Source organism: Pseudomonas sp. KD5 (assembly GCF_012932895.1).
Taxonomy (GTDB): domain Bacteria; phylum Pseudomonadota; class Gammaproteobacteria; order Pseudomonadales; family Pseudomonadaceae; genus Aquipseudomonas.
In genome coordinates this window covers 105,453-129,544 of record NZ_JDWJ01000009.1, presented here as the reverse complement: position 1 = coordinate 129,544, position 24,092 = coordinate 105,453, and the positions used below count along the sequence as shown (strand labels likewise).

Sequence of the window (24,092 nt, the reverse complement as noted above, 5' to 3'; positions counted from 1 at the left end):
AGTAGAGAGCCTTTATTCCAACAACTAGCGCATTACAATCTCACTGAATTTGACGGTAAGCGTCTCATCATTCCCATCTCGAAACACCAACTTGATCGCTGGTGTTTTGCTGAGTTTGCTGTTGCTCTGCTGGAAGATCAGCGTAACGCGTGTAGGTACGTTGCGAATCAGCTGAAAGCGCAGCCAGGCGTTGTCCTCGACCTGGCCCACCCGGATCGACTCGAACTTCAGTGGACCGCCAGACTCGTCGAATAGCCGGGTGCCGTCGTCGAAGCGAAAGCTGCGGTCTACGTTCAGATTGGTCAGTTCAAAAGTGCAGGTGGGCAGACGGCCGATGTTCTCGCAACCCTCCAGTTCGATGCGAATGTTATCCAGCACTTCCATGCGTTTGCCGAGCAGGTTGTTGCCTTCGTTTTCGACTATTTTGGCTTGCAGTTTGGCGAACTCGAAAGAGGGCTTGGCGTATTCGGTGCCTAGGATGAAGAAGCCGAAAGACAAGCCGGCGATCATGAAAAACTGCAACGCGCCGCGGAGCATCGGCGTGAAATTACGAATCTGCCAGCCGATTGAAACGGCTCCCAGAAATATGAATGCACTCACCAGCAGGACCACGTTTTTCCAGCTGATGAAGCTGAAACCGAACACGCTCGGGTCCGGCACGGCATAGGTGATTAACGCCCACATGGCGCCCAGCACGACGCTGAGGCCTGCCATGCCGCGGGTGATCAACGAGGTGAATTTCTGAGTGCGGGTAAGCGGTATTGCTGAGTCTTGCTGGGATATCACGGTGCTGATTCCTTGTTCCGTAGCCGATCGTCCGTCCTTGAAGGTGACTGTCAGGCTGTAGCAATATAAAACCTTGAGAAATCAAGGTCAGAGCCTGGTTGTGGCAGGGGGCCATTATCCAGTAATGGCAGGCTGGGTAAAGACGTGGGAGCACCAATCACGAGTAGGTGAATGGCTCAAGAAAAATTTGCGGATCAATCCAGAGTCTTAAACCGTAAGGAATGACTGAATAGCCGTCGTAGCGACCCGAGAAGGTATTAGACGCAGCGAACTCTAAAAAACGACCACGTTTATCGTTAACGACGCGTATACCCGGGCAATCGAGCATTGAGTACCGCACTATTGGGTTTGGTAGCGGAGCCGCCCACAGCTGGACTTCAACATCGCAATCAAATTGCCAAATGGTCAATTGCAGTCTGACAGCGCCCTGTTCGACGATGTACTGGTGCGAGATCCCGGACTCTCCTTCAGAAGGAGCAACCCCAAGTACGTTGAAAAGGTCAAACGGGTCCCATATCAGCGGTGGCATTGCACTTTCCTTTATCGAAGAGCAGTTCGGGTTGTTTCACGCCCCATCGAGCCCAAATTTTTTGGAGTCCAGGCGTCGCTGTCAGCGTTATCTACAATGGGGTTCCTGGACTCCGAATACCTCATCCATCACTGGTCGATCATGGGTTAGTAAAAAACGCTGATGTTTCTGATACAGCTGCGCCAGGGCAGTCCTGTTCGGTCCGACGACATCCATGCCGCGATCATCGTAGGGAAATGCCATAACCTGCAGGTTCAGGTTGAAAAAGTAGATGTCACAAAACGGGCGGGGCCGAATGTCTCCAATGTCCTTCGCCAATGCACACCATAGAAAGTTCTGAAGTAGCGACAATGGGGCATGAAAGGCGACATTTGCCCAATGCTCTTCTTCATGTTCATTAAACCAATTGTCCGGATGAATGGGGTTAAGCCATCGGGAATGATTCGAGGGGATCTTGATACCGGCCGCCCGAAGCTCCGCTAGAACAGGTCGGTGTGCAAATGGATTTGCTCTGGAACGAACACGAAGACAGACAACGAGCGATCCTTCCTTGGAGAATATGTCCTCGCAAATGCACCGTGCTTTTTGAAGCGCCAGGAGAAACTGTTCAATGGCAGTTCCCTTTTCGGAAAGGCTGAATCGCAAACCTCCCGGGTAGGAATAGAACAGTGGCCGTTCGAAGGCTTTTCTTTCGTAAACCTCGTCAATTTCACGCTGTAGGTTCACTACTTTACGGTCCTTCGTAAGAGGAGTTAGTAAAAGGGAGTCGGCGGCCAAGAGCACAACTTTAGGCACATCGGGCTTTCCGGCGAGTCCAAAGACCCGTGGGGCCGGGCTTTTGAGGAGCAGGGGCTCTGCTGGGCTGGAATAACCCTCGAATATTTGCTTAAGTCCAGCTATCGCAGCCACACGGGTGCAGCACTTCAATCCCTGAAGGGCGTTCCACCCGGAGAACTCCATGCCTCTTCGATTCCCGCGTTTCGCCGCATTGCTCGCCATCCTCACGATCGGCGTCTTGCCCTGTGCCCAAGCCGTTGAATACACCCGAGTCAACACCACCGCCAGCAAGATCTCCTTCACCTATAACCAGTTCGGCTCCAGGGTGTACGGCACCTTCGGCAAATTCGACGCCACGCTCGATTTCGACACGGCAAACCCCACCGCGGCCCACGCCAGGATGACCATCGACCTTGCCAGCATCGACGCCGGCAGCAGCGATGCCAATGCCGAATTGCAAAAGCCTGCCTGGTTCAACACGGCGGACTATCCGGTGGCGACCTTTGAATCGACCCGGGTGAAAGCGCTGGGCAATCAGCGCTATCTGATCACCGGCAAACTTAACCTCAGGGGCATGACGCGCGAGTTGCAGGTGAAGGTGCTGTTGAAACCGGAGCAGGCCATCGGGATTTTCGATGGCAACATCATTCTCAAACGCAGTGACTTCAAGATCGGGGAGGGGGAGTGGGCCGATACGGTGGTCTCCAACGACATCGACATCCGCTTCCGCATCGTCGCGCCGCAGCGTTGATTTTCCTGCGAGGGGCTCGATCTGTGACAATGGCCGGGCTGATGTTCAGTAAGCCTTGATCCGGAGTCAGAAACGCAATGCCCCAGCTCACCCACTTTGCCACTCCATGCCCGGAGCCCATCAACAGCCAGATTCTGCAGATGGTCGTCGACAACCTGACCGACATCAGCATGGTAGGCATCGCGCCGAGCAACCCGTTGTACAACGTCTATCAATACGCGGTGGGCTATGAGGTTCATCTCTACCTGGAAGCGCTCGGCGGCGCCAAAGGCATTGCGGTCGAGTTGATCGTCGCCATGGATGATGAAGATCCCGAGAAGGTCATCGGGTTTTTGCTGTACCTGCCGGTCAAGGACGATCCCGAGGCCTGCGGCGTGGCGTACATGGCGGTGCAGGCCAGTCACCGGCGACAGGGTGTCGCGCGGGCGATGCTGCAAGACATGCTCGGTCGCTACCCCCATGCCGAGTTGACATGCACCGTCGCCAAGGTGCCCTGGTTCGAGTCGATGGGTTTTCAAGTGCTGGGCGTGCGCGGCACTCAGGTGCTGATGAACACCCGGGATCACGGCACTGAAGGCCTGATGGGTCTGTTGGATGTCACCTCGATCTACAGTTCTTTGGAGGTGCGGCAGATACATACGTATCTGCTGCAAAAACACGGCAAGCGGGCAATGATCGATGCGGAAAAGCAGCGCGACCGGCATCTCGACCAAATGACGCGCAACGCCAAGGCGTTTGTGCTGGATCGTTTGAGCAAAAACGCCGAGCACGGGCCTCGTCCCGTCTAGACTGTCGAGTCCTTTCGGGCGCGCAGGCTGGCCGAGGCGTGATATTCTGTCGCATTAACTTGGTTTGACTTATTCGGTTCGTACGTCCACAGACGTGCGACAGAATCAATGTCGCTCAAGTAGCTGAGCCAATAATGATAAGAAGTCAGTGCACGAGGGACATATAACTGAGGTCGATGGAGACACGTCGGCCTTGTGTGCCCACCTTCAAATCTTTCTGAATGTAGAAACCCGCGGCACGCTGCCTGCGTACCCGTGAACCTGGGTTGCTCATGAATGAGGGTTGGAGGCGGATGGCGTTTATCATAGGTGCTACAAATGTTTAAGAAACTGAACACAGCCCTGCTGGGGCTGGCTTTGTCGATGGGGATCACGTCCGCTTACGCGGAGGCAAAGAAAGTCGATGTGCTGCTCATTGGCGGCGGCATCATGAGTGCAACGCTGGGTGTATGGCTCAATGAGCTGGAACCCGACTTGTCGATGGAAATGGTCGAGCGCCTCGACGGCGTCGCCCAGGAAAGCTCCAACGGCTGGAACAACGCCGGTACTGGTCACTCCGCTCTGGCCGAGCTGAACTACACCCCGGAAGACGACAAGGGCAACGTCCAGATCGCGAAAGCCGTTGAAATCAACGAAGCCTTCCAGATCTCCCGTCAGTTCTGGGCCTGGCAGGTTCAGCAAGGCGTGCTGAAGAACCCGCGTTCGTTCATCAACTCCACTCCGCACATGAGCTTTGTGTGGGGCGATGACAACATCAAGTTCCTGAAGAAGCGCTACGAAGCCCTGCAAGCCAGCCCGCTGTTCGCCGGCATGCAGTACTCCGAAGACCCGGCTGTGATCAAGAAGTGGGTTCCGCTGATGATGGAAGGGCGTGACCCGAACCAGAAAGTCGCGGCCACCTGGAGCCCAATCGGCACCGACATGAACTTTGGCGAGATCACCCGCCAGTTTGTTGCGCACCTGCAAACCACGCCGAAATTCGACTTGAAGTTGTCTAGCGAAGTGCAAGACATCACCAAGAACGCAGACGGCAGCTGGCGCGTCAGCTACAAAAACCTGAAAGACGGCACCAAAACCGAAACCGACGCCAAGTTCGTGTTCATCGGCGCGGGCGGCGGTGCACTGCACCTGCTGCAGAAGTCCGGCATTCCTGAAGCCCAGGAATACGCAGGCTTCCCGGTTGGCGGCTCGTTCCTGGTCACCGATAACCCGACCATCGCCGAACAACACCTGGCCAAGGCCTACGGCAAAGCCTCCGTTGGCGCACCGCCAATGTCGGTTCCGCATCTGGACACCCGTGTCCTGGACGGCAAGCGCGTCATCCTGTTTGGCCCATTCGCGACCTTCAGCACCAAGTTCCTCAAAGAAGGCTCGTACCTGGACCTGCTGACCACCACTACTACACACAACGTGTGGCCAATGACCCGCGTCGGCATCAAGGAATACCCGCTGGTCGAGTACCTCGCAGGCCAACTGATGCTGTCTGACGAAGACCGCATGAATGCCCTGAAAGAATACTTCCCGAATGCCAAAGCCGAAGACTGGCGCCTGTGGCAAGCCGGCCAGCGCGTGCAAATCATCAAGCGTGATGAAGCCGCCGGTGGCGTGCTGAAGCTGGGTACCGAAATCGTTGCTTCGCAAGACGGCACCATCGCCGGCCTGCTGGGCGCATCGCCAGGCGCNTCGACTGCCGCACCGATCATGCTGACCGTGCTGCAGAAAGTGTTCAAGGACAAGGTTGCCACCCCAGCCTGGCAGGAAAAACTGCANCAGATCGTGCCTAGCTACGGCACTCAGCTGAACAACAGCCCTGAGAAAGTGGCTCAAGAGTGGGCTTACACTGCCAAGGTGTTGGAGCTGACTCCGCCGCCGGCGATTAGTCAGGTGGCGGCTCCGGCTGCTGCTCCGGCTGCTCCGGCTAAGGCGCCGAAGGCCAATGCTGCGACGGATATGGCTCTGTAACTAGAAACCCTGTCAAAAGCCCACTGAACCGGTGACGGTCAGTGGGCTTTTTTGTGGGCGAAAGATCAAAAGATCGCAGCCTTCGGTAGCTCCTACGTGTTCGTGGTGTTCGTGGTGTTCGCGTGTCGCAGATATCGCCGATACAAAACGACACCCATGACAACCGAAAGCAACCCAACCCCCGCATTACCCAAAAGCCAAATTGCAAAGTTCCGACTTTGGTCTGCCTCACTCTCGTAGAACGGCCCAAAGTAGCCAGACACTGCCACGAATATCAAATTAAACGCCCCAACGGCCAGGGCAACAACAAGGATGACGAACAATGCCCCTTTGACAATTTTCATATGACCTTCCAAAACCATATTTCCTTCGACTCGTGGTAGTCGGAGAAGCTGCCCTCAATGGAAAACCCCAACTGAATACGAGGGTAGCTCATCCAGTCCGTTAATCTACGCCCGTTCCATAGATCGATATGATCGCCGCTGCGATTGCCGAAGGTCTCGTTTCCTCGGCGCCAGAAATCCTTGAAGAAAATGATGCCTTGTTGCCCTTCAAGATCATCTTCGAAGTCCTTCGGCTTTATCTTTTTGATGGCGTGCAGCCCGGGTATTTTGGCTTGGCTTAACGCCTGCGCGATCTCTTCTGCTGCCAATACATGCCCTTCGCTCTTGGGGTGCTGCCAACAGTGGCGGACATCCTTGAGCTTGCCGAGATCAGCACCTGCCCGGCGTAGTGCCACGCCGAGGTTGATAGCACACTGATCACTGAAGTTTTTGGCGCCGTTGGTTCTGCACGGAGCTGCGTCTCCAAATATTTCTGGGTGGTTTTTCCATAACGTGTCGAATGTGAGCACCCTGCCTTCTCCCTGTGGCCCTTTAATCCTGACGGCTAGCCTAGCAGAAGGCCCTGTTTGCTGAAGAGACCTCTCAGAGGTCAATGGAAAAATCGGAATATTCCTTCATCCTGCCGTAGGGAAGCGCAGTCTGTGACAAGCCGGCCAACGCGTGCAAATCATCAAGCAGCGCCATCGCCGGCCTGCTGGGCGCATTGCCAGGCACGTCGACTACCGCAGCGATCATGCTCTGCCTCTACCGTCCCGGCACGACTGTATATCCGGTACGTGAAGCAGCATTGCCAGTCGCTCACCGTAACTTTGCTTTTTCCCTCTTCAAACATTCATCCATTGCTCTTTCTTGCACTGCTAATATCTTGTTTTGAGGTTGATAGAGTCCCGACACGGTTGTATATCCGGTACGTGAAGCGGCATTGTCTTTCGCTCCCTGTAACTTTGCTTTTTCCGCCTTCAAACATTCATCCATCGCTCTTTCTTGCTCTGCCGATACATCGATTTGAGGTCCGCTGGTGTCATAACTTGGCGCGTCGTTTTTAATGGTGTCATCCTTCAATGGCTCCAATGAGCTAGTAATGCCGCTTGAACTGCTGTCGTCTGTTTTAGTTTCAGTCGCAGCCTGGCTTGAGTTCTGACTGACAGGGTTTTCACTCGATGTAACGGTGTTTGCGGTGGGGGGCTCGCTAGCTGTGCTAGGTTTCAGAGGGCGGGTAGCGGGAGCGGAGACGGTGTCTACTCTAACGGTTGACTTATTTTTCTTCGTCGATTTATTGCTGTTTTTTTGCGTTTTCTTAGCCATTGAAAAAGCAGAGTTTAGTTCTTTTTTGTTCTTGTGAATAAGACTGTCGATCGGCACATAGCTAATAATTTGGTTGGGTTTTCTTTTAATATTTGAATTATAAAATTTCACTTGCTTCTGCGTTAGCTGGATATCGGCAACAGGCGACAATCGAACGAGGCCAAAAATCGCCTCGCGAGTAATAGCGTATGTCAGTTGATCAAGGCTGTAAGAAAAACTATTACTGGGTTTTGGTATGGCAGAGGATGGTGCTATTAATTCAATGGCTCTGTCATGCCTGGAGAGTATTTTTCCTGCCGCTAAATCTTTATATGTGTAAACAACATTGCATTTCGATCGAGTCCCGCCTCGGGCGTTGCTTATAGATACTGAAGATATTTCTGTACTGATTTCAATGCGGCCGCTGTAATGTCCAAATTCGATAAAGCGATCACTGTTATGAATTTCTTTCTGGGTCGCATCCTTGATGGCATTTCCCCAGTTTGAAATTTGTAATTCGCCTGAAAAGTTATTGTCTATATCTACATTTTCTTTGGTTTTTATTTCTGCAGGAAGCACAATAACATCTACGTTGTATGCAAGGTCATAATAGTCAATATCAGGAACAATGCTCTTGTTTCTTTCGCTTGAGACTTCTGAATAATTTCTTATGCTGGCACAACTCGTCACTCCGAAAAAGCTAAAAGCCAGCACGAGTAAGGCAGTTGTTTTTTTTATCGACATGTTACCCTCCCATAATTATTGATTAAGGGCTTGCCTTGTCGTTGGCGCATAACAATGATTGGACCGAATTCGGCGGTAACGAAATAATAGAAGCCTCTAGATAACTCTGCGCTACCAATTCCGATATTTTTAAAAGTCTATATAAATCATAGGCTTATATTTCACGCCCAACCCCTCAGCTGTAATCGCGCGACTTCTGTTTTTTGACGTCAATATCCTGTTGGCTCAGATTGATCCGCAGGAGTAGGTGAAGTTCAAGACGGTATCTACGGTCACCAACTGCCTGTGCTCAACCAGTTCAGGCATATAACAGGGAGCCATGAAATCAAGGCTCCACCACTGGTCTTTCGGATCATTCTTTCCTGACAAGGGATCAGAGGACTGGCAGCCGTGTTCAAACTGAATGTCCGCCCCCCGGGAGAGATGAAATCCGGTCCCATTACTCTGGCTTCAACAGCATCTCTACCCATCACCGACTACACTTTCTCCAGCCAGTCCGGGCAATCGTCCGGGGGCACACTCCAGGAGGAATCATGACAAGGAAAAATGTCTCCAGCCCTGAACCCTCAGCTACCGAAGCCAACGCGCTGTTGAGCCCGCCCGACATAGCTGCTCTCGCCGAGATATCCATCACTGATCCTGACAAAATGCACCCAGCGTGGATCAAGGAGCAGTTTCCCGAGTACGTGGACCCGCATGCAGGCCATGAGGCCAGGACGGTTCGCGAGATTAACCACAAAGGGCACGTTGTCCGGATCGTGACTACCTATCAGGTGGAGGTGGATGGCGCTCCGGTCCAGGCGCATCTGTTTGTGGACGATGCTGGGCAGGTCCATACGCACGCCACTCCATTCGTTTCTTACGGATCGGCTCTCGATTTGATGACAGCGGTGATCGATGCCTATCCCGAGTCTTTCGCCAAGAGCGATGGCGACGGGAAAGAGCACTCCGACCATCCCGTCCACCATGATCACGGAGCACATCATGATCAGGTCTAATGCAGTTAAAGATCTCGCGGCGCTCCAGAAATACGTCGAAGGGGTGAAGCGGCTCAAGGACCCCGTGCAGAATCCCTGGCCTGGGCAGGCCAATCTCTCGATTTATGACTCCTTGGTGGCCTGGCACCACCGAGCCATGATGATTTCAACGCCTGCGGGCCAGATGGCCAGGAATGCTGCGCATGGAGGCCCGTCATTTTTACCGTGGCATCGCTACTTTCTCGTGCGGCTGGAATCGTTGCTTCGCAAAGCGGTAAACGACCCACACTTTCGAATTCCGTACTGGGACTGGAACACTGACGCGGAACTTCAGGACCCCAGGACATCAGTCATCTGGTCGAATCAGTACCTTGGACAGTTCGTGGACGGGAAGTGGCGGGTACGACTGATGGGTGACGGCCGCACCATGGAACTGGGTCGGGTAAACCGCCCTCTGGTGCGTTATCTGGGTGGAGATGGAGCACTGCCCAGTCGAGCCAATGTACGCAAGGTCATCCAGGAAAATACCGTGTATGACAAAACACCCTACGACGCGGCGCAATCCACCGGTGGTGCGCGCAACTCCATCGAGGGATGGGCGGGCAAAGAGCGCATTCATAACAACGTCCATGTGTGGGTCGGCGGTGACATGGGGTTGTCGTCTTCGCCAAACGACCCGGTGTTCTTTCTGCATCATTGCAATGTCGACCGACTCTGGGCTGCATGGCAAGCGAAGCATCCCACCGCCGCTTACGTACCTGACGCAGCGGCTCCCGATACGCTCAAGTTCCATCGGATCGATGATCCGATGTACAGCCCTTTTCCGGAAAAGGTGACACCTCGAGATGTTCTGAATTACAGCCAGTACTACAAGTACGACACTTTGAGCGACCTGCTTTAGGCAGCATCAAGCGGGGGAGCCTCTAGTCATACTGAACGCCTGCTCTTGCAGACTCGTTTGTATCAACGCAGCCAATTGTCGGGGGGCAGGCGCCAAGTGTTCTGCTCCTCGATGAAGTACATAGCCGAGGGTCGGCAACGAGGGTAGACCGGCAATCACGGCGAGATGCGCTGGCAGCCCAATGCGAGTTCGCAATGTGAGGCCCAAACCGGCCGCAACGGCCGCCCAGATTCCACCAACGCTGGGGCTGGTCAGCGCGATTCGCCAGGGAATCCGCGCCTCATCCAGTGCCTGGGTTGCCGCGCTGCGTAACACGCAAGGGGCGTCGAACATGATCAATGGCAGGGGGGAATCGACAGAGCCGTTGATGGGGGGCGCGTCACGAGGCCCGATCCAGTGCATCTGCGTTTCACCCAGGTGCGTGGCGTAGGGGGATTTGTGCCCTGTGTCCCAAGACAGGGCCAGGTCCAGGCCACCGCTGTCGATCAATGCAAGCAGTTCGGTATTACGCGCGATCCTGACTTCGAGGCTCACCATCGGGTACATCTTGACGTAGCGTCGCAGAATGTCGCTGAGAAAGTGTTCGCCAAAGTCTTCCTGAAGCCCAAGGCGTACCGTGGCGGCGGTCTGGCTTTCGTGCAGGGTCTGGAAAATGCTGTCGTTCAATTCGAGCAGTCGGCGTGCATGGCTGAGCAGGGTTTCACCCACCGGCGTCAACACCAATCCTCGACCGGATTTTGACAGCACTGGCGTGCCTACCTGTTCCTCAAGCTTCTTGAGTTGTGCGCTTACGGCAGACGTCGAGCGATTGAGCCGATCCGCCGCCTTGGCAAAGCTGTTGAACTCCACGCCGGTCACGAAAGTACGCAGCACATCAAGATCGAAGGTCGGACGGCGCATCGAATCATCCATTAATTCGGGACTAAGGCCGCTATTAAATCTGATATTCGGAATGATCGCGACTTGATAGTTTTCCCCGGTCAGTTGGATTTTCAGGAGTAGGTCTTAATGCCATTTGCACGTATTTCACTGCACCGGGGAAAGTCTGCCGAGTATTTACAGGCCCTCTCACAAGGGCTGCACGATGCCTTGGTAGAATGCTTCGAAGTGCCGATGGCCGACCGGTTCCAGGTCATTCACCAACACGAAGTGGGCGAACTGATCTTTGACCCCAACTACCTGGGCGGTCCGCGCAGCCATGACTTTGTGTTGATCGCGATTACTGCCGGTCGCCCTCGAGACATCGAGACGAAACAGCGTTTCTATCGCAACCTGGTCGAGAGACTGGGCCGAGCGCCGGGCATCGATTCTGAGGACGTGATGGTGGTGATTACCACGACCGCGGCAGATGAGTGGTCGTTTGGTGGCGGGCGGGGCAACTAGTTCCTACGCGGTTGTGTGTAAAACACCAGACGCCGTGGTGTCCACACAGATGAGTCAGGCAGGGTGCCAAAACAAACAAGGGATATCGAGTGGTTACGTCAACGGGCGAACTGACGATACGTCAGATATCAGCACTTCCTCCGGAAATTCTGGTACTGGAAGCGGAGGCCGTTACAGAGGGTTTCAGGTTTCTCACGCGCTTGGTTGCAGATTGGAAAAACGGGTCGAATCGATTCGATCAACCAGGTGAATGTCTTTTGGGAGCCTTCCGCAACGGGCAACTGATGGCCATCGGTGGTCTTTCATATGATCCATATGCCGGGTCGGATATCGGGAGACTACGGCGGGTATACGTCGCGCGCGCATCAAGGGGCCAGAATGTGGGTAAAGCTCTGGTGGAGCGGCTTCTGGAATATGCGGCTCAGAGATTCCGTGTCGTGCGCCTATCCACGGATACCCCAGAGGGATCGGCATTTTACCTTCGCTGCGGGTTCCAACAGATACACGATGATTTTGCGACTCATGTGAAGTCATTAGTAGACGCCACATAACCAGGGCGACGTGTTTAAGATCAAAAGATCGCAGCCTTCGGCAGCTACAGGGGGCGTGAATCGCGGATCTGATCCGTATTTTTCTTGGCTATCTGCATCTGTAATGGGATCAGCCTGCGGCTCACAATGACGGCACGGTCAGCAGTGGTGGTAACCGCTGCACCGCAAACTCATAGCGTAGGAGGCCCCATGGGCAAGATGGCAATTTTCCTGGGTGGATTTCTGGTGTTGACCATTTTGATTGGCGCGCTGGCCACGATTTCTCCCGTTTAGTCTCGTCCTGCGATCAGCAAAAAGCACAACGCCTCCACACTGGGGGGGCGTTGGTTTTTTTCGGACAAGCTGATGGCAGAGGGGGATCAAGACCGCTTCAACGAATATGCTTGGAATAGGCGGCCTTAAGTGCCTCGGATACAAGGGCAATCAGTATCGGGGTCGAGCTGGACTGCATGTCTCTGCCGATGTCAGTTCGACGCTCCAGCACTTTGCCAGCGTATTTGGATGCCTGGCCTTCAGACGCGAGTGATAACAGCTCTTCTTCAGTAAAAGACTTCTCATAAGCCGCAGCAAGATTTTGATTCCATTTCGGCTGGTACTGCGGAAGTAGTGCGTCAATTTCGCTCGATACGGCACTGTGTGCTTTTTCACTTCCTAACTTTTCAATGAGCATCGCAAAGGTTTGCGTTTTCTTTGCCGCCAACAGCGCCAGTGTTGGCAGGCTGTCACCCACATGGGTTTGAGCAACAAAAGCGAGCGCTGTCTTATGCGCAAGTACTTCAGCAGTGACCGTGGTGGACAACACGATGGGCGCTACGAATGCGACCGCGACACACAAAGACCTCATCAATTGATCTGGCTCCTTCGGTTCGCCACGTCGGTGATGCGCCACTGCGATAGGTGGTTTAATCGCAATCACACAGAGAACCCTAGTTGGGAAAAACCTTTGTCGCTAGTGCTTCGGTTCCACTTGGGATTGAACCTGAGAGCCAAGCCATAAAAAGCCCACTGAACCAGTAACGGTCAGTGGGCTTTTTTCACGCTGGATTGAGCGCTTGCATCACCTCAGGTCAAACCGATCCAGATTCATCACCTTGACCCAGGCTGCCACGAAGTCTTTCACAAACTTCTCCTTCGCGTCGTTGCTGGCATAAACCTCAGCCAACGCCCTCAGCTGTGCATTCGAGCCAAACACCAGATCAACACGCGTCCCTGTCCATTTGAGATCGCCGGTTTTGCGGTCGCGTCCCTCGAACTCTTCATTGGCCTGCGACACCGGTTTCCATTCCACGCCCATGTCGAGCAGGTTTTTGAAGAAGTCGTTGGTCAACGCTCCCGGTTGCTTCGTGAACACGCCGTGTTGGGTTTGGCCGACGTTGGTGTTCAGCACGCGCAGGCCACCAATGAGCACGGTCATTTCCGGCGCGGTGAGGGTCAGCAGCTGGGCCTTGTCGATCAGCAGGGCCTCGGCCGGTACGCGATAGCGGGTTTTGAGGTAGTTGCGGAAGCCATCGGCGGCGGGTTCGAGGTAGCCGAAGGATTCAACGTCCGTTTGCTCTTGCGAGGCGTCCATGCGTCCCGGTGTGAAAGGCACCGTGATGGTCTGGCCGGCATTTTTTGCCGCTTGTTCGACGCCGGCACAACCGGCCAGCACGATCAGGTCGGCCAGGGAGATTTTCTTGCCGCCGGTTTGCGCGCTGTTGAACTCGTTCTGGATGCTTTCGAGTTTCGCCAACACGCTCGCCAGTTGCTCAGGCTGGTTGGCCTGCCAGGATTTCTGCGGGGCCAGACGCAGGCGTCCGCCGTTGGCGCCGCCACGTTTGTCGGAGCCGCGGAAGGTGGAGGCCGCTGCCCAGGCGGTCGATACCAGTTGCGAGACGGTCAGGCCGCTGGCCAGGAGCTTGCCCTTGAGTGCGGCGATGTCGCTGTCGTTGACCAAGGTATGGTCGACCGGCGGGATCGGGTCTTGCCACAGGAGTACTTCGTTGGGCATTTCCGGGCCGAGGTAGCGGGAGAGGGGGCCCATGTCGCGGTGGATCAGTTTGAACCAGGCGCGGGCGAAGGCGTCGGCCAACTGATCCGGATTGGCGAGGAAACGCCGCGAAATCGGCTCATAGATCGGGTCGAATCGCAGTGACAGGTCCGTGGTCAGCATGGTCGGATTACGCCGCTTGGACGGGTCGTGAGCATCGGGAATGATGCCCGCGCCGGCACCACCTTTCGCCGTCCACTGGTTGGCACCCGCCGGGCTCTTGGTCAGTTCCCACTCGAAGCCGAACAGGTTTTCCAGGTAGTTGTTGCTCCACTTCGTGGGCGTGGTGGTCCAGGTCACTTCCAGGCCGCTGGTGATGGTGTCGCCGCCTTTGCCGCTGCCGAAAGTGCTCTTCCAGCCCAGGCCCTGTTGTTCAAGCCCCGCGGCTTCGGGCTCGGGACCGACATTGTCGGCAGGGCCGGCACCGTGGGTTTTGCCAAAAGCGTGGCCGCCAGCGATCAGCGCCACGGTTTCTTCATCATTCATCGCCATGCGCCCGAAGGTTTCGCGGATGTCTATCGCCGCAGCGACTGGGTCCGGGTTGCCTTCCGGGCCTTCGGGGTTGACGTAGATCAGGCCCATTTGCACGGCGGCAAGCGGGTTCTCCAGGTTGCGTTCGCCGGGTTGTTGCGTGGCTTCTTTGTCTTTGCCGTAGCGGACGTCACCGCCCAGCCACGTGCTTTCGGTGCCCCAGTAGACGTCTTCATCCGGTTCCCAGACGTCTGGCCGACCGCCGGAAAAGCCAAAGGTCTTGAAGCCCATGGACTCCAGCGCGACGTTGCCGGTGAGGACGATCAGGTCAGCCCAGGAGATGTTGTTGCCATACTTTTGCTTGATCGGCCAAAGCAGCCTCCGCGCCTTGTCGAGGCTGACGTTGTCCGGCCAGCTGTTGAGCGGGGCGAAGCGCTGCTGACCGGAGCCGGCACCGCCACGACCGTCACCGACGCGGTACGTGCCGGCGGCGTGCCAGGCCATGCGAATAAACAGTGGCCCATAGTGACCGAAGTCCGCAGGCCACCAGTCTTGCGAATCAGTCATCAGTGCATGCAGGTCTTGCTTGACCGCCGCAAAGTCCAGTTTTTTGAACGCTTCGGCGTAGTTGAAGCCCTCGTCCATGGGGTCGGACAGGGGCGAGTGTTGGTGCAGGATCTTCAGATTCAGTTGGTTCGGCCACCAATCGCGGTTCGTCGTGCCACCGCCAGCGGCGGCGTGATTGAACGGGCATTTCGATTCATTTGCCATGTGTGCGCTACCTTTGGTCGTGTTCATCCGGCTATCCGGCCCGGGGTTGGGCACGCAATAGCGACGAGCGGAATCAATGACATAGGCTGCAGCCGTGCGATCAATTGATCGTCGTGGTCACACGGGAAATCCGGATAGCGGCAATCGAGTTGCCAGCACGGTGGCCCACGGCAAGCCTAGTACGTTTCCTACTCATTCGTATCTCTTCTCAGGTCTCAACCGGCCGGCTGACGCCAGCGCTCCAGTAAGGTTAGACGCCTATAAAGCAGTCAGCTAATAGGGGGAGTATTGGGAGGTGATAGGGATAGTCTTTTATCTGAGCCGTCGAGATGGAGCCGCTGTTGCGCGTTTCTTTTATCCAGCGCCGGCAAAACGTAATCTGTCGCATCGACCTTTGGATGGAACCAAACCAATGCTGCTAACCCACCGCCCCGTCAGTGCTGAAGACGTGTTGACGATTTGCGACTTTCCTCAAACGCCCCAAGAGCTTTTTTTCATGTTCCCGAAGGCGCAGTACCCGCTGACGGAAGCTCAGCTGCTTGCATCGATAGCTCAACGCTCGGACTCAACGGTGGTTGAAGGGGATAATGCTGTTGTCGGTTTTGCTAACTTTTATTCGTTTCAGCGCGATGGCGTTTGCGCGATCGGCAATGTGATCGTTTCGCCCAAGGCCCGGGGGAAAGGTGTCGCGAGGTTTTTGGTGGAAACGATGGTGGGGCTGGCGTTTGATCGTCATCGGGCAAGTGAGGTGCAGCTTTCGTGTTTCAACGAGAACACGGCGGGGCTACTTTTGTATCCGCAGCTTGGGTTTGTGCCGTTTGGGGTTGAAGAGCGGGTGTCGCAGGATGGGCGCCGTGTAGCACTGATACAGATGCGAAAGATTCGGGGGGATGGAAGGTATCGTATGATGAGTCTTTTCCGTTGACCGCCACCCAAGGATCCACCCGATGTCTTTAAGCAAACGCGATCAGGCACACATCGAACGTCGCCTGGTCGCCACTCTGACCGAGGCGTGCGAAACAGCCAAAGCGGAAATAGTCGGGTTTTGCTGGTTGACCCACGAAATCGATTACGACGCCTTTCCATCAAGCCTGCGGGTGATCTGGGTCTTCGATACGCAGGCCCATAAGGATCAGGCGCTGGCGAGCGGGCAGGGCGAGCGCATGGTCGAACTGACGGCCGTAGCATTAAATGAAGCGGACGTTCTCGTCAGCCCGGTCGCGGCCCATGTGCAGTTCGATTCTGAAGAACAATGTCAGCGTGCCAATGGCGGCAACTGGCAGCAACGCCTGGCGCCCAAGCGCTCAACGCGGGGTTGAGCCGTGGCCAAGGATATCGAAAATCCGTGTATTTCCGTTTGCCAGCTCAGTGGTGAGCTGTGCGTCAGTTGTGGTCGCACCAAGGACGACATCAGAAAATGGAAACGCATGAAGCGTCCGGAAAAAATGGCGGCGGCGCAACGGGCGAGTGTGCGGTTGAAGGGGCTTCAGAAAAGGAAGGGTTGAGGGTTCCTCAGGGCCGCGCACAAACCTCTCGAACACATTCACGCAGCCACCGATGTGCCGAATCGGCATCCATCCGTGGATGCCACAGCATCGAAATGGTGATCGGCGGCAGCTCGAACGGCAGCTCGAAACTGTGCAGGCCGGTGCGCAGGTTTTGGGTGTGTCGGGCAGGCACGGTGGCGATCAGGTCCGAGGCGCGAGCCAGTGCCAGGGCGGCTGAGAAACCGCCGACGACGGTGATGATTTCCCGCTGCAGTCCCAGCGCCTCCAACGCTTCATCCATCGGCCCCTTATCGAGCCCGCGCCGTGAGACCAGGATGTGCCGGCCAGCGGCGTAACGGGAGGTGCTGACCTCGCCTTGGCTCAGCGGATGCCCCGTGCGCACGACGCCGATGAAACGGTCCTCGAACAGCGCGCGGGTGCGCACTTCCGGGCTGGTCGTGCCGCCGACCACACCGGTTTCCAGATCGACGGAGCCGTCGCGAAGTGCGGCGCTGTCCTTGCTCAGCTTCTGCACAAAGTGCAAACGCACGCCGGGGGCTTGCTCACCGGCGCGGGCGATCAGCGCCGGGCCGAAGTTTTCGACGAAACCGTCACTGGTGCGCAGCGTGAATGTTCGAACCAGTTGCTTGAGGTCGAGTTGTTCGGCGGGGCGCAAAACTGCTTCGGCGTCTTGCACCAATCGACTGACGTGCTCGCGCAGTTCCAGTGCTCGGGGCGTCGGTACCAGGCCGCGTCCGGCCCGGACCAGCAGCGGGTCGCCCGTCGTTTCGCGCAACCGCGCCAACGCCCGGCTCATGGCCGACGGGCTCAGCCGCAGTCGTTGGGCGGCGCGGGCGACGCTGCCTTCGGCGAGCAGCACGTCCAGGGTAATCAGCAGATTGAGATCGGGAGTGGTCATGCCGCAACGTTAGCACGGCGCGGGGATGACATGGCGTCAAACGCATCTATCAAGTGCAAATGCTGCGCCTTCCGCCTTGTCACGCACGGGCATACGCTGCTGCTCTACCTTTCAGACGTGGCCAGACAATGAAATCCATCACTCAATCAGGTTCGGTGCGCTGGGCGCTCGCCAGCCTTTCGCTGTCGATGTTGATGCCTTCACTCGACACCAGCATCGCCAATGCAGGATTGCCGACGTTGGCCGAGGCATTCGATGCTTCCTTCCAACACGTGCAGTGGATTGTGCTGGCGTATCTGCTGGCGATCACCACGCTGATCGTCAGCGTCGGACGGCTTGGCGACATGCTCGGCCGTCGGCGTTTGCTACTGGTGGGCATCGCCATTTTTACCCTGTCATCGCTGGCCTGCGGTGTCGCGCCGTCGCTTGGGTGGCTGGTCGGCGCCCGGGCGGTGCAGGGGCTTGGGGCGGCGATCATGCTGGCGCTGACCGTGGCGTTTGTCGGTGAGACGGTGCCGAAAGCGCAGACCGGCAGCGCCATGGGGGTGCTCGGAACGATGTCGGCGATCGGCACCACGCTGGGGCCGTCGCTCGGTGGGATGTTGATTGCCGGCGTTGACTGGCAGGCGATTTTTCTGATCAACATACCACTGGGTGTGCTGAACATCTGGCTCGCGTATCGCTATTTGCCGGCGGATGTTCAGCGGGTGAAAGCAGGGCGGGTGGGGTTCGACAAGGCCGGCACGTTGCTGCTGGCGCTGACGCTCGCAGCGTACGCGCTGGCCATGACGATCGGGCACGGTGATTTTGGACCGCTCAATATCGCGCTGCTGCTGGCGGCTGTTTTCGGCGTTGGGCTTTTCATCTTCGTCGAGGCCACGGTCGCATCGCCATTGATCACATTAGCGATGTTCCGCCAGCAGGGATTGAGCGCCAGCCTGGCCATGAGCGCGCTCGTTTCGACGGTGATGATGGCGACGCTGGTGGTCGGGCCGTTTTATCTCTCGGGTGCGCTTGGCCTCGGCACGGCACTTGTCGGTTTCGCCTTGTCGGTCGGCCCGTTGGTGGCTGCATTGACCGGCGTGCCGGCCGGTCGCCTGGTGGACCGTTTTGGCACTCGGCGCATGACCCGTCTCGGACTCGCGACAATGGCGCTCGGCGCGAGTGCTTTATCAATGATGCCTGCGGGGTTCGGCCTCCTCGGTTACCTCGCGCCCATCGCGGTGATCACGGCCAGCTACGCGTTGTTTCAGGCGGCCAACAACACCGCGATCATGACCGACATCCGCCCGGACCAGCGCGGCGTGATTTCCGGCATGCTCAGCCTGTCACGCAATCTCGGCCTGATCACCGGAGCCTCGGTGATGGGCGCGGTGTTTGCGCTTGCTTCGGCGACGACAGACATCACCAGCGCGTCTCCCGCAGCCGTCGCCAGCGGCATGCGGATAACGTTTGCCGTCGCCGTGGCACTGATCATCCTGGCCCTTGCTGTGGCCCTGTTGCCGAGGGATTCTGACTGCTGCACTGTGTGCAGTAATGAACTGCAGTAAGGCTATATTGTTCATCTAAAATCGAATACCGATACTGCCTGAACATCGCGCAGTCGACGCTCATGGCGTTCAAGACATGGCTGGAGGCCAGATTTGCAGAGGGGCCGCCTTGGCTGCATGTGGACCGAAGCGAACTAAAACCTATGGGGCACGCCGATTAAATGTGGGAGCGGGCTTGCTCGCGAAGGCGGTGTGTCAGGCAACATCAGTGTTTACTGACACTCCCTCTTCGCGAGCAAGCCCGCTCCTACAGGTTCTGCACCTGACTGCGTTCCTTTTAGTGAGCGCCTCTGATGACAGCCGCTTGCGCCGTGCGCAACGCATGCCGATTGCCACGGAACAACACCAGTGTCGCGATCAACCCCAGCACCGCCGCGCCACTGAGCCAGATCCCCGGCGCTGCCTTGTTGTCCAGCACATGGATAAGGTACGTACAGGCCGCCGGGGTGAAACCACCGAACGTTGCGGTCGCCAGGCTGTAGGCCAGGGAGAAACCAGTCGTACGCACTTCCACCGGCATGATCTCGGTCAGGGCCACCACCATGGCGCCATTGTACGAGCCATACAGGAACGACAACCACAATTCGACAATGAGCAAATGGCTGAAGCTGGGGTTCGCCACCAGCCACGACAGCGCCGGATATGCTGTGAGGATCGCCAGAATCGTCGCGCCCAGCAGCAGGGGTTTGCGTCCGATCTTGTCGGAAAGCGCGCCCATCACCGGCAGCCAGAAGAAGTTCGACAGGCCGATGCACACCGTCACCAGCAACGCATCCAGATCCGACAGATGCAGCTCGGCTTTGCCGAAGGTCGGGGTGTAGGCGGTGATCAGGTAGAACGACACCGTGGTCATCACCACCAGCGCCATGCCGGCGAGGACGATGCCGAAGTTCTGACCAATCGAGCGGACGATGTCCCGCAGGGTAGGGCGGTGTTTGCGTGCCTGGAATTCCGGGGTTTCTTCCAGCGAACGGCGGATCACGAAGATCGCCGGCACGATCATGCAGCCGATCAGGAACGGCACGCGCCAGCCCCACTCACCCATTTGGTCGGGGCTCAGCCAATGGTTCAAACCCACGCCGAGCAGGCCGGCGAATACCACCGCGGCTTGCTGGCTGGCGGACTGCCAACTGACGAAGAAGCCTTTGCGGCCCGGCGTGGAGATTTCGGCGAGGTACACCGACACACCGCCCAGTTCCACGCCAGCGGAGAAGCCTTGCAACAGGCGGCCGAACAATACGATCAGCGGCGCCGCGACGCCCAGCGTGGCATAACCCGGCACACCGGCAATCAGCACCGTGCCGGCGGCCATCATCGCCAGCGTGATGATCAGGCCTTTACGACGGCCGTGGCGGTCGATGTAGGCCCCGAGGAAAATCGCCCCCAGCGGACGCATCAGGAAACCGGCCCCGAAAGTGGCCAGAGACAGCATCAGGGAAGCAAACGCGCTATCGGCGGGAAAGAAGGTTTTGGCAATGGCCGTGGCGTAAAAGCCGTAGACCATGAAGTCGAACATTTCGAGAAAGTTACCGCTGACAACGCGAAAAATCGCTTTGCCTTTGCTCGTGCTGGAAGACATTTGTAGATACTCACTCTGGTCAATCTTGTTTGAAAGCGCTGCACCTGTGGGAGGGAGCAGGCCTCGCTCCCATGCGCTCTGAAGCCCATAATGGCGGGCGCGGTTTTGAGGGGAGATGAAGATTTGTTAACTGGACGGTGGAGTGGACTTGTGGTTCTGGCCGGCATTTTGTCCGGTTGCGGTAACGGCGACAGCCTGGAACGCTTCGACGGCCCGACCATGGGCAGTCGTTATTCCATTCAATACGTAAGGCATGCCTCCACGCCCGGGCCGAAAGCGGTGCAGGCCGAAGTGGAAAATATCCTCGCCGACGTGGATCGACAATTTTCGACCTATCGCAGCGACTCGGACATCGAGCGCTTCAATAATTTGCCCGCCAACCACTGTCAGAAAATGCCCGCGCCGATCCTTGAATTGATCCGTGTGGGCGAACAGTTGTCATCCCAAAGCGACGGCTCCTACGACCTGACGGTGGAGCCGCTGCTCAACCTCTGGGGATTTGGTCCGCAGGCGCGTGAGGAAAAGGTCCCGAGCGCCGAAGCGCTGGCCGAGGTGCAGCAGCGCGTCGGCCACCGTCACTTGCGCATTGACGGTGACCAGTTGTGCAAGGATGCCGCGGTCGAGGTCGACTTCAACAGCATCGCTGCCGGTTACGCGGTCGACACGATTGCCGCCAGACTCGAAGCGCTGGGCATCCACGACTACCTCGCTGAAGCCACCGGTGAACTCAAGGCCGTCGGCAAAAAACTCGACGGCTCACCGTGGCGCATCGCCCTGGAAGAACCCCGTGATGATCAGCAAGTGGCCGAGCGTGTCATCGCCGTCGACGGCTACGGTGTGTCCACCTCCGGTGACTACCGAAACTATTTCGAGCAGGGTGGCCGACGCTATTCCCACACCTTCGATGCCCGCACCGGAACACCGGTCCTACACACCCTGGCGTCAGTCACGGTGATTCATCCTTCAGCGTTGATGGCCGATGGCTTATCGACGCTGTTGCTGATTCTTGGCCCTGAACGGGGTTGGGACTATGCCCAAACGCATGACATTGCTGCATTCTTTGTGATTCGTGCCGATACAGGTTTTGTCACACGCACCAATCAGGCTTTTGAGCGCCTGGCCGGTGAGAAAACCGAGTGATTGCGGCTGCAAAAGCATTTTTCGATGGCTTTGTAGTGCAGGCAAAACTAGCCTACGACGCGACCAAGGGTTAATGTGCGCGGCGTTGACGCTTCTATAGACTGTGTCCGGGTTCTGCACTGGCCCCAAATTGTTCCTTCACGCCGCCGATCGGTGTGATTTAGCCGCAGGCGCCGAGGGTGCCGCGGCCTGTTCTGAGGAGTACGCATGGCTGTCTACAACTACGATGTGGTGGTGTTGGGTTCCGGCCCGGCGGGAGAAGGCGCGGCAATGAACGCCGCCAAGGCAGGGCGCAAGGTGGCGATGGTCGATAGCCGTCGCCAGGTCGGCGGCAACTGCACCCACCTGGGCACCATCCCGTCCAAGGCCTTGCGTCACTCGGTCCGGCAGATCATGCAGTTCAACACCAACCCGATGTTCCGGGCCATTGGTGAGCCGCGCTGGTTCTCGTTCCCGGACGTGTTGAAGAGCGCTGAAAAAGTCATCTCCAAACAAGTCGCCTCGCGCACCGGCTACTACGCCCGTAACCGCGTCGACGTATTCTTCGGCACCGGCAGCTTCGCCGACGAGCAAACCATCGAAGTCGTCTGCGCCAACGGCGTGGTCGAAAAACTGGTGGCCAAGCACATCATCATCGCCACCGGCTCGCGTCCTTATCGTCCGGCGGACATCGATTTCCATCACCCGCGTATCTACGATAGCGACACCATCCTCAGCCTCGGCCACACCCCGCGTAAACTCATTGTTTACGGCGCCGGCGTGATCGGCTGCGAATACGCCTCGATCTTCAGTGGTCTGGGTGTATTGGTTGAACTGGTGGACAACCGTGGTCAGTTGCTGAGCTTCCTCGACTCGGAAATTTCCCAGGCCCTGAGCTACCACTTCAGCAACAACAACATCACGGTTCGCCACAACGAAGACTACGACCGCGTCGAAGGCGTGGACAACGGCGTGATCCTGCACCTCAAGTCCGGCAAGAAGATCAAGGCCGACGCCCTGCTCTGGTGCAACGGCCGTACCGGCAACACCGATCAGCTGGGTCTGGAAAACATCGGCGTGAAGGTCAACAGCCGTGGCCAGATCGAAGTCGACGAGAACTACCGCACCTGCGTGCCGAACATTTATGGCGCCGGTGATGTGATTGGCTGGCCAAGCCTGGCCAGTGCCGCCCACGACCAGGGCCGTTCGGCCGCTGGCAGCATCGTCGACAACGGCAGCTGGCGCTTCGTCAACGACGTGCCGACCGGCATCTACACGATTCCGGAGATCAGCTCGATCGGCAAGAACGAGCAGGAGCTGACTCAGGCCAAGGTGCCGTATGAAGTGGGCAAGGCATTCTTCAAGAGCATGGCGCGTGCGCAGATCGCCGGCGAGCCTCAGGGCATGCTGAAGATCCTGTTCCACCGCGAGACGCTGGAAGTGCTGGGCGTTCACTGCTTCGGTTATCAGGCGTCGGAGATCGTGCACATCGGTCAGGCGATCATGAACCAGCCGGGCGAGCAGAACACCCTGAAGTACTTCGTCAACACGACGTTCAACTACCCGACCATGGCCGAAGCCTATCGGGTAGCGGCGTACGATGGCCTCAACCGGCTTTTTTGAGCGGCTCCGGCCGGTGGCCTGAGCCGGCCGGGGAGACCGATTTCAGCAATTCTCGAGCGTGGCGCTGGCCAAACCGGGAAAGTCTGTAATCAGGCTGTCAACGCCGAAGTCGGCGAGCCTGCGCATCAGCGCGGGCTCGTTGACTGTCCACACCGACACATGCAGCCCCTGACGCTGCGCCTTCTGCAGGCGTTCCGGCGTACACAGGGTCCAGTTCAGCGCCAGCATCTCACAGCCATAGTTTTGCGCGACCTTCAGCGGGTCGAGCCAGGCGTACTCGGCTACCAGTCCGCGAGACACGTCCGGCACCAGGTCCAGCGCGGCTTTCAACACTTCGCGTGAACTCGAGGTAATCGTGACCTTGTCCCGTATGCCGAAACGCTGGGCCATTTCGCGAATCGCCAGCACGGTGGTTGCGGCACGGGTGCGTGAAGCGCTTTTGACTTCCAGCTGCCAGTGCTCGAAATCGCATTTTTCGAACAACTCTTCCAGCGTCGGGATCGGGCAGGGTTTGATCCAGCCCGGGCCGCCCTTGCGCGCGTCGTAGGTCACCAGTTCCGCAGCCGTGTGTTCGGCCACTTTGCCGCGGCGGTCGGTGGTGCGTTTGAGGGTCGGGTCGTGGATCACCATCAACTCGCCGTCCTTGGACAGGTGCAGGTCCAGTTCGCAGCGGCGCACGCCGTGCTTGAGGCATTGCTGAAAGCTGGTCAGGGTGTTTTCCGGTGCTTCGCCTTTGGCGCCGCGATGGCCGTAGATGAGAGTCACGG

Annotated in this window: 26 protein-coding genes; 13 read left to right on the top strand and 13 right to left on the bottom strand. The window is 57.2% G+C overall.

The features are described from left to right. Nucleotides 1-24: 24 nt before the first annotated feature. The 3 genes from AF70_RS20305 to AF70_RS20295 all read right to left on the bottom strand — a co-directional run bounded on the left by AF70_RS20305 (nucleotide 25) and on the right by AF70_RS20295 (nucleotide 2,275). Nucleotides 25-786, bottom strand: a complete 762-nt coding sequence (locus AF70_RS20305; RefSeq protein ID WP_018928175.1) for a hypothetical protein — start codon at nucleotides 784-786, stop codon at nucleotides 25-27. Between the two features lie 157 nt (nucleotides 787-943). Further along, nucleotides 944-1,315 carry a hypothetical protein gene (locus tag AF70_RS29670; protein WP_018928174.1) on the bottom strand — a complete coding sequence of 124 codons (372 nt, stop codon included), beginning with the start codon at nucleotides 1,313-1,315 and terminating at the stop codon, nucleotides 944-946. Between the two features lie 87 nt (nucleotides 1,316-1,402). Beyond that, nucleotides 1,403-2,275, bottom strand: coding sequence for a DUF3885 domain-containing protein (locus AF70_RS20295; protein ID WP_230172795.1), 873 nt, complete (start codon nucleotides 2,273-2,275; stop codon nucleotides 1,403-1,405). Here AF70_RS20295 and AF70_RS20290 point away from each other — a divergent pair. The 3 genes from AF70_RS20290 to mqo all read left to right on the top strand — a co-directional run bounded on the left by AF70_RS20290 (nucleotide 2,274) and on the right by mqo (nucleotide 5,593). Next, complete coding sequence (locus AF70_RS20290) at nucleotides 2,274-2,843, top strand: YceI family protein (RefSeq protein ID WP_028939714.1); 570 nt, start codon at nucleotides 2,274-2,276, stop codon at nucleotides 2,841-2,843. The genes AF70_RS20295 and AF70_RS20290 overlap by 2 nt on opposite strands. A gap of 77 nt (nucleotides 2,844-2,920) precedes the next feature. After that, nucleotides 2,921-3,631 carry a GNAT family N-acetyltransferase gene (locus AF70_RS20285; protein ID WP_018928170.1) on the top strand — a complete coding sequence of 237 codons (711 nt, stop codon included), beginning with the start codon at nucleotides 2,921-2,923 and terminating at the stop codon, nucleotides 3,629-3,631. Nucleotides 3,632-3,949: 318 nt separating this feature from the next. Then, on the top strand, nucleotides 3,950-5,593 hold the full coding sequence (gene mqo / locus AF70_RS20280; protein ID WP_169342493.1) for a malate dehydrogenase (quinone): 1,644 nt from the start codon (nucleotides 3,950-3,952) through the stop codon (nucleotides 5,591-5,593). A 92-nt stretch (nucleotides 5,594-5,685) separates the two neighbouring features. Here the strand turns inward: mqo and AF70_RS29890 are convergent, their stop codons facing one another. The 4 genes from AF70_RS29890 to AF70_RS20265 all read right to left on the bottom strand — a co-directional run bounded on the left by AF70_RS29890 (nucleotide 5,686) and on the right by AF70_RS20265 (nucleotide 7,965). Further along, nucleotides 5,686-5,937, bottom strand: coding sequence for a hypothetical protein (locus AF70_RS29890; RefSeq protein WP_028939712.1), 252 nt, complete (start codon nucleotides 5,935-5,937; stop codon nucleotides 5,686-5,688). Beyond that, nucleotides 5,934-6,446 (bottom strand): type VI secretion system amidase effector protein Tae4, encoded by a 513-nt coding sequence (locus tag AF70_RS20275; protein ID WP_019582068.1) that lies wholly within the window; start codon nucleotides 6,444-6,446, stop codon nucleotides 5,934-5,936. The genes AF70_RS29890 and AF70_RS20275 overlap by 4 nt, the downstream gene beginning before the upstream one ends. Nucleotides 6,447-6,519: 73 nt before the next feature. Then, nucleotides 6,520-6,672 carry a hypothetical protein gene (locus AF70_RS20270; RefSeq protein WP_019582069.1) on the bottom strand — a complete coding sequence of 51 codons (153 nt, stop codon included), beginning with the start codon at nucleotides 6,670-6,672 and terminating at the stop codon, nucleotides 6,520-6,522. Between the two features lie 63 nt (nucleotides 6,673-6,735). Then, entirely contained in the window at nucleotides 6,736-7,965 is a 1,230-nt protein-coding gene (locus AF70_RS20265) for a hypothetical protein (protein ID WP_028939711.1), read from the bottom strand. A gap of 533 nt (nucleotides 7,966-8,498) precedes the next feature. On the opposite strand from AF70_RS20265, the gene AF70_RS20260 reads away from it, so the two are divergent. Both AF70_RS20260 and AF70_RS20255 read left to right on the top strand, forming a co-directional pair. Further along, nucleotides 8,499-8,963, top strand: coding sequence for a hypothetical protein (locus AF70_RS20260; RefSeq protein ID WP_028939710.1), 465 nt, complete (start codon nucleotides 8,499-8,501; stop codon nucleotides 8,961-8,963). Further along, nucleotides 8,950-9,843: a tyrosinase family protein gene (locus tag AF70_RS20255; protein WP_019582072.1), complete on the top strand. Its 894-nt coding sequence runs from the start codon at nucleotides 8,950-8,952 to the stop codon at nucleotides 9,841-9,843. The genes AF70_RS20260 and AF70_RS20255 overlap by 14 nt, the downstream gene beginning before the upstream one ends. Before the next feature lie 6 nt (nucleotides 9,844-9,849). Here AF70_RS20255 and AF70_RS20250 read toward each other — a convergent pair whose 3' ends face one another. Beyond that, on the bottom strand, nucleotides 9,850-10,743 hold the full coding sequence (locus AF70_RS20250) for a LysR substrate-binding domain-containing protein (RefSeq protein WP_028939709.1): 894 nt from the start codon (nucleotides 10,741-10,743) through the stop codon (nucleotides 9,850-9,852). A 108-nt stretch (nucleotides 10,744-10,851) separates the two neighbouring features. Here AF70_RS20250 and AF70_RS20245 point away from each other — a divergent pair, with 108 nt between their 5' ends. Together AF70_RS20245 and AF70_RS20240 are read left to right on the top strand one after the other, a co-directional pair. Continuing rightward, a complete protein-coding gene (locus AF70_RS20245) occupies nucleotides 10,852-11,226 on the top strand; it encodes a tautomerase family protein (RefSeq protein WP_028939708.1) in 375 nt (124 codons plus the stop codon). Between the two features lie 89 nt (nucleotides 11,227-11,315). After that, complete coding sequence (locus tag AF70_RS20240; protein ID WP_026331915.1) at nucleotides 11,316-11,777, top strand: GNAT family N-acetyltransferase; 462 nt, start codon at nucleotides 11,316-11,318, stop codon at nucleotides 11,775-11,777. Nucleotides 11,778-12,147: 370 nt separating this feature from the next. Here the strand turns inward: AF70_RS20240 and AF70_RS20235 are convergent, their stop codons facing one another. After that, nucleotides 12,148-12,693 (bottom strand): hypothetical protein, encoded by a 546-nt coding sequence (locus AF70_RS20235; RefSeq protein ID WP_230172783.1) that lies wholly within the window; start codon nucleotides 12,691-12,693, stop codon nucleotides 12,148-12,150. 141 nt (nucleotides 12,694-12,834) lie between these two features. After that, nucleotides 12,835-15,075, bottom strand: coding sequence for a catalase/peroxidase HPI (gene katG, locus AF70_RS20230; RefSeq protein ID WP_032831003.1), 2,241 nt, complete (start codon nucleotides 15,073-15,075; stop codon nucleotides 12,835-12,837). 385 nt (nucleotides 15,076-15,460) lie between these two features. Here katG and AF70_RS20225 point away from each other — a divergent pair, with 385 nt between their 5' ends. From AF70_RS20225 to AF70_RS20215, 3 genes are read left to right on the top strand one after another with little or no spacing between them, the layout of a single operon-like run. Further along, a complete protein-coding gene (locus AF70_RS20225) occupies nucleotides 15,461-15,973 on the top strand; it encodes a GNAT family N-acetyltransferase (protein ID WP_028939705.1) in 513 nt (170 codons plus the stop codon). 22 nt (nucleotides 15,974-15,995) lie between these two features. Continuing rightward, nucleotides 15,996-16,367, top strand: a complete 372-nt coding sequence (locus AF70_RS20220) for a hypothetical protein (RefSeq protein WP_028939704.1) — start codon at nucleotides 15,996-15,998, stop codon at nucleotides 16,365-16,367. A 3-nt stretch (nucleotides 16,368-16,370) separates the two neighbouring features. Then, the gene (locus tag AF70_RS20215; protein ID WP_081626539.1) at nucleotides 16,371-16,553 is read left to right on the top strand and encodes a DUF1289 domain-containing protein; all 183 of its coding nucleotides are present in this window, start codon (nucleotides 16,371-16,373) and stop codon (nucleotides 16,551-16,553) included. Nucleotides 16,554-16,560: 7 nt separating this feature from the next. On the opposite strand, the gene AF70_RS20210 is transcribed toward AF70_RS20215, so the two are convergent. Continuing rightward, nucleotides 16,561-17,454 (bottom strand): LysR family transcriptional regulator, encoded by an 894-nt coding sequence (locus AF70_RS20210; RefSeq protein WP_028939703.1) that lies wholly within the window; start codon nucleotides 17,452-17,454, stop codon nucleotides 16,561-16,563. A gap of 128 nt (nucleotides 17,455-17,582) precedes the next feature. Here AF70_RS20210 and AF70_RS20205 point away from each other — a divergent pair, with 128 nt between their 5' ends. Beyond that, on the top strand, nucleotides 17,583-19,004 hold the full coding sequence (locus AF70_RS20205) for an MFS transporter (protein WP_028939702.1): 1,422 nt from the start codon (nucleotides 17,583-17,585) through the stop codon (nucleotides 19,002-19,004). A 277-nt stretch (nucleotides 19,005-19,281) separates the two neighbouring features. Here the strand turns inward: AF70_RS20205 and AF70_RS20200 are convergent, their stop codons facing one another. Further along, entirely contained in the window at nucleotides 19,282-20,583 is a 1,302-nt protein-coding gene (locus AF70_RS20200) for an MFS transporter (RefSeq protein ID WP_019582081.1), read from the bottom strand. Between the two features lie 90 nt (nucleotides 20,584-20,673). Here AF70_RS20200 and AF70_RS20195 point away from each other — a divergent pair, with 90 nt between their 5' ends. Together AF70_RS20195 and sthA are read left to right on the top strand one after the other, a co-directional pair. Next, nucleotides 20,674-21,723 carry an FAD:protein FMN transferase gene (locus tag AF70_RS20195; protein ID WP_218584946.1) on the top strand — a complete coding sequence of 350 codons (1,050 nt, stop codon included), beginning with the start codon at nucleotides 20,674-20,676 and terminating at the stop codon, nucleotides 21,721-21,723. Between the two features lie 207 nt (nucleotides 21,724-21,930). Continuing rightward, the gene (gene sthA / locus AF70_RS20190) at nucleotides 21,931-23,325 is read left to right on the top strand and encodes a Si-specific NAD(P)(+) transhydrogenase (RefSeq protein ID WP_007935284.1); all 1,395 of its coding nucleotides are present in this window, start codon (nucleotides 21,931-21,933) and stop codon (nucleotides 23,323-23,325) included. 42 nt (nucleotides 23,326-23,367) lie between these two features. Here the strand turns inward: sthA and AF70_RS20185 are convergent, their stop codons facing one another. Beyond that, nucleotides 23,368-24,090, bottom strand: a complete 723-nt coding sequence (locus AF70_RS20185; RefSeq protein ID WP_018928152.1) for a glycerophosphodiester phosphodiesterase family protein — start codon at nucleotides 24,088-24,090, stop codon at nucleotides 23,368-23,370. Nucleotides 24,091-24,092: the final 2 nt, after the last annotated feature.

Excerpts from the sequence above, each read along its gene's own strand:
- AF70_RS20245 (WP_028939708.1), top strand. The coding sequence starts at position 10,852 with ATGCCATTTGCACGTATTTCACTGCACCGGGGAAAGTCTGCCGAGTAT.
- AF70_RS20250 (WP_028939709.1), bottom strand. The coding sequence starts at position 10,743 with ATGCGCCGTCCGACCTTCGATCTTGATGTGCTGCGTACTTTCGTGACC.
- AF70_RS20285 (WP_018928170.1), top strand. The coding sequence starts at position 2,921 with ATGCCCCAGCTCACCCACTTTGCCACTCCATGCCCGGAGCCCATCAAC.
- AF70_RS20210 (WP_028939703.1), bottom strand. The coding sequence starts at position 17,454 with ATGACCACTCCCGATCTCAATCTGCTGATTACCCTGGACGTGCTGCTC.
- AF70_RS20195 (WP_218584946.1), top strand. The coding sequence starts at position 20,674 with ATGGCGGGCGCGGTTTTGAGGGGAGATGAAGATTTGTTAACTGGACGG.
- AF70_RS20225 (WP_028939705.1), top strand. The coding sequence starts at position 15,461 with ATGCTGCTAACCCACCGCCCCGTCAGTGCTGAAGACGTGTTGACGATT.
- AF70_RS20265 (WP_028939711.1), bottom strand. The coding sequence starts at position 7,965 with ATGTCGATAAAAAAAACAACTGCCTTACTCGTGCTGGCTTTTAGCTTT.
- AF70_RS20295 (WP_230172795.1), bottom strand. The coding sequence starts at position 2,275 with ATGGAGTTCTCCGGGTGGAACGCCCTTCAGGGATTGAAGTGCTGCACC.
- AF70_RS20270 (WP_019582069.1), bottom strand. The coding sequence starts at position 6,672 with ATGATCGCTGCGGTAGTCGACGTGCCTGGCAATGCGCCCAGCAGGCCG.
- AF70_RS20260 (WP_028939710.1), top strand. The coding sequence starts at position 8,499 with ATGACAAGGAAAAATGTCTCCAGCCCTGAACCCTCAGCTACCGAAGCC.
- AF70_RS20205 (WP_028939702.1), top strand. The coding sequence starts at position 17,583 with ATGAAATCCATCACTCAATCAGGTTCGGTGCGCTGGGCGCTCGCCAGC.
- AF70_RS29890 (WP_028939712.1), bottom strand. The coding sequence starts at position 5,937 with ATGAAAATTGTCAAAGGGGCATTGTTCGTCATCCTTGTTGTTGCCCTG.
- sthA (WP_007935284.1), top strand. The coding sequence starts at position 21,931 with ATGGCTGTCTACAACTACGATGTGGTGGTGTTGGGTTCCGGCCCGGCG.
- AF70_RS29670 (WP_018928174.1), bottom strand. The coding sequence starts at position 1,315 with ATGCCACCGCTGATATGGGACCCGTTTGACCTTTTCAACGTACTTGGG.
- katG (WP_032831003.1), bottom strand. The coding sequence starts at position 15,075 with ATGAACACGACCAAAGGTAGCGCACACATGGCAAATGAATCGAAATGC.
- AF70_RS20255 (WP_019582072.1), top strand. The coding sequence starts at position 8,950 with ATGATCAGGTCTAATGCAGTTAAAGATCTCGCGGCGCTCCAGAAATAC.
- AF70_RS20220 (WP_028939704.1), top strand. The coding sequence starts at position 15,996 with ATGTCTTTAAGCAAACGCGATCAGGCACACATCGAACGTCGCCTGGTC.
- AF70_RS20290 (WP_028939714.1), top strand. The coding sequence starts at position 2,274 with ATGCCTCTTCGATTCCCGCGTTTCGCCGCATTGCTCGCCATCCTCACG.
- AF70_RS20200 (WP_019582081.1), bottom strand. The coding sequence starts at position 20,583 with ATGTCTTCCAGCACGAGCAAAGGCAAAGCGATTTTTCGCGTTGTCAGC.